The 8,191-nt window shown below is 66.1% G+C and carries 11 protein-coding genes and 1 pseudogene; 7 read left to right on the top strand and 5 right to left on the bottom strand.

The annotated features are described in order from the left end of the window. The first annotated feature begins 44 nt into the window (after positions 1 to 44). From I71_RS17020 to fdxB, 5 genes are read left to right on the top strand one after another with little or no spacing between them, the layout of a single operon-like run. Positions 45 to 557, top strand: coding sequence for a nitrogenase component 1 (locus I71_RS17020; protein WP_244433887.1), 513 nt, complete (start codon positions 45 to 47; stop codon positions 555 to 557). 38 nt (positions 558 to 595) lie between these two features. After that, the gene (nifX, locus tag I71_RS17015) at positions 596 to 994 is read left to right on the top strand and encodes a nitrogen fixation protein NifX (RefSeq protein ID WP_042696031.1); all 399 of its coding nucleotides are present in this window, start codon (positions 596 to 598) and stop codon (positions 992 to 994) included. Between the two features lie 2 nt (positions 995 to 996). Further along, a complete protein-coding gene (locus tag I71_RS17010; protein WP_042696030.1) occupies positions 997 to 1,452 on the top strand; it encodes a NifX-associated nitrogen fixation protein in 456 nt (151 codons plus the stop codon). Positions 1,453 to 1,484: 32 nt separating this feature from the next. Continuing rightward, complete coding sequence (locus I71_RS17005) at positions 1,485 to 1,685, top strand: CCE_0567 family metalloprotein (RefSeq protein WP_012973386.1); 201 nt, start codon at positions 1,485 to 1,487, stop codon at positions 1,683 to 1,685. 56 nt (positions 1,686 to 1,741) lie between these two features. Continuing rightward, on the top strand, positions 1,742 to 2,035 hold the full coding sequence (gene fdxB, locus I71_RS17000; RefSeq protein ID WP_012973385.1) for a ferredoxin III, nif-specific: 294 nt from the start codon (positions 1,742 to 1,744) through the stop codon (positions 2,033 to 2,035). 144 nt (positions 2,036 to 2,179) lie between these two features. On the opposite strand, the gene I71_RS16995 is transcribed toward fdxB, so the two are convergent. From I71_RS16995 to I71_RS16985, 3 genes are all read right to left on the bottom strand, one after another. Then, the gene (locus I71_RS16995; RefSeq protein WP_042696029.1) at positions 2,180 to 3,544 is read right to left on the bottom strand and encodes a glutamate--cysteine ligase; all 1,365 of its coding nucleotides are present in this window, start codon (positions 3,542 to 3,544) and stop codon (positions 2,180 to 2,182) included. Between the two features lie 48 nt (positions 3,545 to 3,592). After that, complete coding sequence (locus I71_RS16990) at positions 3,593 to 4,372, bottom strand: 16S rRNA (uracil(1498)-N(3))-methyltransferase (protein WP_042696028.1); 780 nt, start codon at positions 4,370 to 4,372, stop codon at positions 3,593 to 3,595. Between the two features lie 128 nt (positions 4,373 to 4,500). Next, a complete protein-coding gene (locus I71_RS16985; protein WP_244433886.1) occupies positions 4,501 to 4,884 on the bottom strand; it encodes a response regulator in 384 nt (127 codons plus the stop codon). Between the two features lie 303 nt (positions 4,885 to 5,187). Between I71_RS16985 and ubiA the strand changes: the two genes are divergently transcribed. Next, positions 5,188 to 6,135 carry a 4-hydroxybenzoate octaprenyltransferase gene (gene ubiA / locus I71_RS16980; RefSeq protein ID WP_042696026.1) on the top strand — a complete coding sequence of 316 codons (948 nt, stop codon included), beginning with the start codon at positions 5,188 to 5,190 and terminating at the stop codon, positions 6,133 to 6,135. 96 nt (positions 6,136 to 6,231) lie between these two features. Here the strand turns inward: ubiA and I71_RS16975 are convergent, their stop codons facing one another. Further along, entirely contained in the window at positions 6,232 to 7,077 is an 846-nt protein-coding gene (locus I71_RS16975; protein ID WP_042696025.1) for a CHAP domain-containing protein, read from the bottom strand. A gap of 142 nt (positions 7,078 to 7,219) precedes the next feature. On the opposite strand from I71_RS16975, the gene I71_RS16970 reads away from it, so the two are divergent. Continuing rightward, complete coding sequence (locus I71_RS16970) at positions 7,220 to 7,909, top strand: methyltransferase (protein WP_042696024.1); 690 nt, start codon at positions 7,220 to 7,222, stop codon at positions 7,907 to 7,909. 61 nt (positions 7,910 to 7,970) lie between these two features. Here the strand turns inward: I71_RS16970 and I71_RS16965 are convergent. After that, a pseudogene (locus I71_RS16965) lies at positions 7,971 to 8,191 on the bottom strand (uracil-DNA glycosylase); the annotation flags it as partial.

Genomic DNA, 8,191 nt, shown 5'->3' with positions numbered 1-8,191 from the left:
CCCCCTGCTGATGGAGCTGTCGGGCCGGGCGGCGCCCGCCCCGGTTGCGGCGCCAGCGCGAAGCCCTGTTCGATGCCATGCTGGACGGACATTTCTTCTACAGCCGCAAGCGCATCGCCATCGCGCTGGAGCCCGACCTGCTCTACGCCGTCACCGGCTTCCTCGGTGACATGGGGGCAGAGGTTGTCGCCGCGGTGTCGCCGACGCAAAGCCCGGTGCTGGAGCGGCTGAAGGCCGCCACCATCATGGTCGGCGATCATTCCGATGTGGAGACGCTGGCCCGCGACGCCGACCTGATCGTCTCCAATTCGCACGGGCGGCAGGGGGCGGCGCGCATCGGCGTGCCGCTCCACCGCATGGGCCTGCCGATGTTCGACCGGCTCGGGGCCGGCTTGCGCGTCCAGGTCGGCTACCGCGGCACGCGGGAGTTGCTGTGCGACATCGGCAACCTGTTCCTCGCCCGCGAGATGGATCACGAGAGCCACGAGCACGGGCACGACGACCACGGGGAATCCCACGGCTGCGGAGGCGGATCATGCGGATGCAACGCCGTCTGAGCGTGGTGCAGGACCCACGCCCGACCAAAGGAGGATCGATGAAGGTCGCTTTCTGCACCCAGGACATGCAGCACGTCGATGCGCATTTCGGCTGGGCCAAGAACATCGCCGTCTATCAGGTCGACCGTCAGGGCCATGCCTTTCTGGAAACCTTCCAGTTCGGCGGTTCGATGTTCGAGGACGGCAACGAGGACAAGCTGGTGCCCAAGCTGGAGGCGCTGGCCGATGTCGCCATCCTCTATTTGTCGGCCATCGGCGCCTCGGCAGCCGCCCGCGTGGTGGCGAAGAAGATCCATCCGGTGAAGGTCGAGGCCACCGAAACCATTCCGGCCCTGCTCGACAAGCTGGTCCAGACGCTGAACGGCAATCCGCCGCCCTGGCTGCGCAAGGCGATGGGCGAAACGCCCGAATTCCATTTCGACGAGGAGGAGGTCTGAAGATGTCAGACGTGGCTGACGTGTCCGTCGCCGACCAGTTCGTGAAGACGCTGGTCCTGCTGTTCCGTGCCGAGGACAGCTATGGCGCCTGGGAAGGCAAGCCGGACGAGGCGCTGCTCGCCCCCTTCATCCTGGACAGGGAGGCCCGCGCCGCCATCCCGATCATCGGCGATCCCGATCCGGACACGCTGTGGCGGCTGGAGCTGTTCTACAAGGCGGTCGGCGTCACGGTCGAAAAGCAGACCGGCATGATGGCCTCGCCGATGATGAAGATGAGCCATGAGGGCTTCGGCCGCATGATCCTGACCACCGGCCGGCTGGTGGTGGTATCGAAGTCGCTGCGCGACGTCCACCGCTTCGGTTTCCCCAGCATCGAGAAGCTGGCCGCCGACGGCGCCAAGCTGGTCGAGGACGCGGTGGCGCTGATCCGGGAATATCCCGAGGTCGCGAACCTCTGATCCCCGGACCCTTGCCCCATGGGAGCACGACCATGAGCGACATCGACGCCCTGAAGGACGAGATCAAGAAGCTGAACGCCCGCGCCACCCAGAAGAAGATGGATTTGCACGACCTGTCGGAAGAGCTTCCGCAGAACTGGCAGTCCATCCTGACGGTGGCGCAGGAAACCTATGACGCCTTCAAGACCCTGACCGAGAAGCGGGCGGCGCTGAAGGCGCTGGAGACGGCGTAACCCCGCCATTCCCAAAGAAGAGCTTAGGCGCACCCTTTCCCGAGAGGAGCATTCCCATGGCTGAGTTCCTGACCGGCACCACCCGCGGTGGTCAGAGCTGGACCCCGAAATTCGTCCAATCCATCGACCAGAAGCAGTGCATCGGCTGCGGCCGTTGCTTCAAGGTGTGCGGGCGCGGCGTGCTCGACATGATCGGCCTGACCGAGGACGGCGACATCGTCGATGCCTTCGACGACGAGGCCGAGAAGAAGATCATGACGGTCAAGGAGGCGGCCAACTGCATCGGCTGCGAAAGCTGCTCCAAGGTGTGTTCGAAGAGCTGCATCACCCATGCGCCGGTGGCGGCCTAGAGTGTGATCGGTTCAAGCGGAATCGCTTGAAGCGTGAATCACACGGGAAACCAAAAGCTTAAAGTCTGTCTGGTGCTTCAATAAGCATCAGACAGACTTTAAAAACAGGGGCTGACGCACAAGCGCCAGCCCCCACTTACCTAATCAGTACGCATATTCCTTGAACACCGGATCGACGCTGCCGCCCCAGGGGCCGTTGAACTTCTCCAGAAGCTCGTCGGCGGGGCTGCGGCCGCTTTCCGCGATCATTTGCAGCGTGTCGAGGAAATGCGTCTCGTCGTCGCCCCAATTGTCGTTGCGGGCGCGACGCGCCAGACCGTCGCGGGCAATCGCCACCATCTCCAGCGCGACATCGCGCACCGTCCCCTTGCGGAACGTCGTGCGCAGGCCCGACCGTGGCACCTCGGCGCGCAGATGCGCCCGCTCCGCCGTCGTCCAGTCCTTCACCAGATCCCACGCCGCATCCAGAGCGACCTGATCATAGAGCAGCCCGACCCACAGGGCCGGCAGGGCGCACAGGCTGCGCCACGGGCCGCCGTCGGCGCCGCGCATCTCCAGATACTTCTTCAGCCGCGCTTCCGGGAAGGCGGTGGTGGTGTGGTCGGCCCAGTCGGTGATCAGCGGCAGCTCGCCCGGCAGAGCCGGCAGCTTGCCGTCGAGGAAATCGCGGAAGGACTGGCCGGCAGCGTCGATGTAGGTGCCGTCGCGATAGACGAAGTACATCGGCGTGTCGAGCAGATAGTCGACATAGCGCTCGAAGCCGAAGCCGTCCTCGAACACGAAGGGAATGTCGCCGGTGCGGTCCGCGTCGGTGTCGGTCCAGATATGGCTGCGGAAGCTCTGGAAACCGTTCGGCTTGCCCTCGGTGAAGGGGGACATGGCGAACAGGGCGGTCGCGATCGGCTGGAGGGCCAGCGAGACGCGGAACTTCTTCACCATGTCGGCTTCGGAGGCGAAGTCGAGATTGACCTGCACGGTGCAGGTCCGCGTCATCATGTCGAGGCCGAGCGAGCCGACCTTCGGCATGTAGTCGCGCATGATCTTGTAGCGACCCTTCGGCATCCAGGGGATGTCGTCGCGGGTCCATTTCGGCTGGAAGCCCAGCCCCATCATGGCAATGCCCAGTTCGGCCCCGACCTCCTTCACCTGGCGCAGGTGGCGGTGAACCTCGGCGCAGGTCTGGTGCAGGGTTTCCAGCGGGGCGCCGGACAGTTCGACCTGGCCGCCGGGCTCCAGCGTGATGTTGGCCATGTCCTGGACCAACGCGATGACGTTGCCCTTCTCCTCCACCGGCTGCCAGCCGAAGCGGGTCAGGCGGGTCAGCAGTTCGCGGATGCCGTCCGGCCCCTCATAGGGCAGCGGCCGCAGGTCGGAGGTACGGTAGGCGAATTTCTCGTGCTCGGTCCCGATGCGCCAGTCCGGCGCCGGCTTGCAGCCGGATTCGAGATAGGCCGCAAGCTGGCGGCGGTCGGTGATGGGTTCGCCGCGCGTGGTCGGGGGTGCGGACATGAAGTCTCTCGCGGGAAGTGGACGGAGGATCGGCCGGGTGACGGCCGGTTACGGGATCGGCGCGCGGAAAGGCGGACGCCGGTCGCTTCCCCCGGCAGTCCAATCCCCGGCCAAGGACTGCCAGCAAGCCAACGCCGCCACCACCGCCGTGTCGGCCCGCAGGATGCGCGGACCCAATCCCACCGGAACAACAAAGGGAAGTTTGGCGAGTTCGTCAAGTTCCGACTGGTCGAAGCCGCCCTCCGGCCCGACCAGCAGTGCGGCTGGACCGGGCGGCGCATCGCGCAGCACCTCGGCGATCGGGCGGGCGGAGCCGGCTTCGGCGCACAGGTAAAGCCGGCGGTCTGTCGGCCAGACGGCCAGCGCGCGGTCCAGCGGCACGGCGTCGCCCATCTCCGGCACGCTGAGACGCTCGCACTGCTCGGCCGCCTCCACCGCATTGGCGCGCAACCGGTCGAGATTCACACGGTTGGGATCGGTGCGGCGGGTGAAGACCGGCCACAGCCGGGACACCCCCATCTCCGTCGCCTTCTCCGCGACGAAATCGATGCGGCCCTTCTTCAACGGGGCGAAGAGAAGCCAGAGGTCCGGAGTCGCGTCCTGTTCCCGCCGCTGCTCCGCCACCGTCAGCGAGCACCAGCCCTTGCCGAAGCCGTCGATCACCGCCCGCCATTCGCCGTCACGCCCATTGAAGACGGCGACCGGATCGCCGCGGTCCAGCCGCAGCACATGGCGCAGGAAATGGGCGCGTTCATGGTCCAGACCGACCGACTGGCCTTCGGCCATCGGGCTGTCGACATACAGGCGGGTCTTGATCGGTTCGGCCATGGCTCTCGTCTCCGCGGGGCGCGGCCGACTATAGCCGGCCGCGGGCGTGCAAGTCAGCAGAGGAGAAACCAGTCATGCGAGTATGCCGCGGCTGGCGGAAAGCCGGGCACACACCCGCCGGCCTGCCGTCAGGCGGCAGCGATCAGGGCTTCGATCTGCCGGCGCAGGTCGTTGGGCTGCACCGGCTTGTGCAGGATATGGATCCGATCCGCCGTGGCGGCGGCCAGCAGTTCGGCCCCGGTATCGCCGGTCAGGATGATGGCCGGGACGGAGGCGCCGCAGGCCTCGCGCACCGCACGCACGGCGGTGATGCCGGACCAGCCTTCGCGCAGCCGGTAATCGGACAGGATCACGTCCGGGACCGGGCGGCCGGGCAGCTTGGCCAGGACGGTTTCCACATCCTCGGCGGCCAGCACCTGATAGCCCCAGGTGTCCAGCATGATCTCCATTCCGGCCAAGATGATCGACTCGTCGTCGATGACGACAGCAAAACGATCCGGTGTCACGCTCATGTCCATTTACGATTGCAACCTGCCGAGGTTTTTACGAAGAAACAGTATCGGTCCGATTGTGACGCGCGCAAGTCCCGGAACCGTAATTTTCCACAGCACAAACAAGGGTTATTCGTCGCACCCCGCCAGTGTCCGCGCCGATATCCGCCACAGCCCATTGAGCGCGCCAGGCTTGCCGCCTGGGCCGCAGCCCGATACCTTCCCTCGATTGCCGTCCAGATCGCCACCCTGTTCGCTGCGCCTGGTCGCCGCTCAGGATCGCCTGTTCCGATCTCTCCATAGCACAGCGGAAACGCCGCCGTCATGCACACTGCCTCCACCGGCCCTACTCTTCCCGATTCCGGCTACACCGACATCCGACAGGATGGCTGGATCGCCCGGCGGGTTCCACGCCGCCTGCGTCCTTACGTCACACTGGCGCGGCTGGATCGTCCGATCGGCACATGGCTGCTGCTGTTCCCCTGCTGGTGGAGCGTGGCGCTTGCCATGCCGCAGCCCTTTCGCGACTGGCCGTCGCTGCTCTGGCTGATGGCCCTGTTCGCCGTCGGCGCGGTGTTGATGCGCGGCGCCGGCTGCACCGTCAACGACATCCTCGACCGCAAGTTCGACGCGATGGTGGAGCGCACCCGGTCGCGCCCCATTCCGTCGGGTCAAGTGTCGGTGCGTCAGGCGCTGGTCTTCCTGGTGGCGCAGCTTCTGGTGTCGCTGCTGATTCTGGTTCAGCTGGGAATGACCGCCATCGGGCTGGGGATGCTGTCGCTCCTGCTGGTCTTCACCTACCCGCTGATGAAGCGCATCACCTGGTGGCCTCAGGCTTTCCTGGGGCTGACCTTCAACTGGGGCGCCCTGATGGGCTGGGCCACGGTGCAGACCGACGTCGGTTGGCCGGCTGTGGTGCTTTATGTGACCGGGGTCGCCTGGACGCTGGGCTATGACACCATTTATGCCCACCAGGACAAGGAGGACGACGCCCGCATCGGCGTGAAGTCCACCGCCCTGCGCCTGGGTGACCAGAGCAAGATCTGGATCTATGGCTTCTACACCCTGACCTATGTCGGCATCGGCATCGCCGGCCGTCTGGCCGGCCTGGGTGGACTGTTCCTGCCGGTGTTGTCGCTGGCCGCCCTGCAACTGGCCTGGCAGGTGGCGACGTGGCGGCCCGACGACCAGGGCGACTGCCTGGACAAGTTCAAATCCAACCGCTGGTTCGGCTGGCTGGTGCTGGCGGCCATCCTGGCAGGAAAGATATAGGCAGTGGCTTGAAGGGCGGCGCCGGCCGCCTCTCCTGCACAAACAGAAAGGGCGGAGCAAAGCCCCGCCCTTCCCCAAACCCTGATGTCATCCTGCTCAGCGTTCGCCGGTATCGGCCAGCTGGGGGATGGCGTTGCCGGATCCCGGCTTGCGTCCGGGAGCGACGGTGCGGTGATTGACCACAGCCGAGGCGTCGGCGACCGTCACCGGAGCGGCATGCGCGCCGGCCGGCTTGCGCGACGGCAGCACGGCAACATCCAGGCGCTGTGGCTTCTGCGGCGTGTGGGACGCGACGGCGGTGCCCTGAAGGCTCTGCGGCTTGCGACCGGGGACCGAAACGCTATGCCCCTTCTGCGGGTGCAGCGAGGCTTCCATCATGCGCGGACCAGTGGATTTGGCGCGGCCACGCGGGCTGCTGGCGAAACCCTGGTCCATGCCGCGATCGCCGGCATCGAGCATCCGTCCACCGCGCGGGGCATCCGACTCGCCGTCCGGCATGATAAAGCCATAGGCAGCATAAACACGCAGGCCGAGCTGGTCGGTCGGCTCGTGCCAGACGCGGACGGAGGACCAGTCGTTGTTGCGGGAGACATCGACCACGCGCATGCCGCGACGCAGCCCATCGCCGTCCAGCCAGCTGTGGTCCACCTCGATGGTGCGGCGGTCGATCACCGCGCTGACCAGCGAGACGTGGCCGCGACGCATATGGCCGGTGCGCTTGAAGACGAGGACGGAGCCGACGGCGGGGCGGTGTTCGCGGTCATACTGGCCGGCGGCATGGTCCCACCAGGTCCAGGCGTCGCCGCGAATGGTGAAATCGGAGATGGAGCGGACCGTCCGAACGCAATCGCCGTCTTGTGCGGCTGCCGTCGAAACGGTAAGGGGGCTCAGCGCGATCAAAGCCGCAAACGAAAGGCCGATGGCGGTTCCCCTCTGCCGCATGACTCCCCCAATCCCTCTGTTTTCCCCTGGTGGAAACGGGTAACACGGGTTCGCAGCTGTGTCTACACCGTTTGAATTGTGTAACATTGATAAGCCATCCGCCGCCTTCCCCTCAACAGCGGAGCCCCTCGGGAATCTTCGTATGAACAACGTATCCCCGCCAGATTTCGTCCGCGACAACACGGCGCTGACGACCACTCCGCTGTTGCCGGAAATCCAGCTTCATCTTGCCACCGAGGTCACGCCACTCTGGCAGGCAACAGAGGAGACCTTGGCCGCCACAAATTTGCCACCGCCATATTGGGCTTTCGCTTGGCCGGGTGGACAAGCTGTGGCGCGGCTGTTGCTGGATCGGCCAGAGCTGGTGGCCGGCAGGTCGGTGCTCGATTTTGCCGCAGGCACCGGGCTGGTCGGCATCGCCGCGATGATGGCGGGGGCGGCGCGGGTGCAGTCCTGCGACATCGACCGCTTCTCGCTGGCCGCCATCGCGCTGAACGCCGAGGCCAACGGGGTGGAGGTCAAGCCGGTCAGCGCCGATCTGGTCGGCCGCCCGCTGCCGGGCATCGACGTGGTGCTGGCCGGCGACGTCTGTTACGAGCGGCCGATGGCCGAACGGGTGACCGCATGGCTGCGCGAGATCGCCGCCACCGGCACGCTGGTGCTGCTGGGCGACCCCGGCCGTGCCTATTTCCCCGCAAGCGGTGTCGAGAGGGTGGCGAGTTACACCGTCCCGACCTCACTGGAGCTGGAGGACCGGGAGGCGCGCGAAACGACGGTCTGGCGCCTTCTCCCTAGAGTGCGATCGGTTCAAGCGGAATTGCTTGAAGCGTGAATCACACGAAAAACCAAAAGGTTAGAGCCTGTCTGGTGCTTCAATAAGCACCAGACAGGCTCTAACGGGTGAGGCGGGACACGGCCAGCCGCAGGTCGGCCAGGAAGGTCGGCAGTTCCACCAGCTGGCCGCGCAGCAGATAGCTCGGGTGGAAGGTCGGCACCACCTCCACCCCCTCCAGCAGGCGGCAGGGCAGAACCTTTCCGCGCAGCTGCAGGATGCCGTTCTCGCCGGTCAGCGCCCAGGTCGGGGTGCGGCCGAGTGCCACGATCACCGAGGGAC

Origin of the sequence: Azospirillum sp. B506, assembly GCF_000333595.1 — a bacterium.
Taxonomy (GTDB): domain Bacteria; phylum Pseudomonadota; class Alphaproteobacteria; order Azospirillales; family Azospirillaceae; genus Azospirillum.
This window is presented reverse-complemented; position numbering and strand designations above follow the sequence as displayed.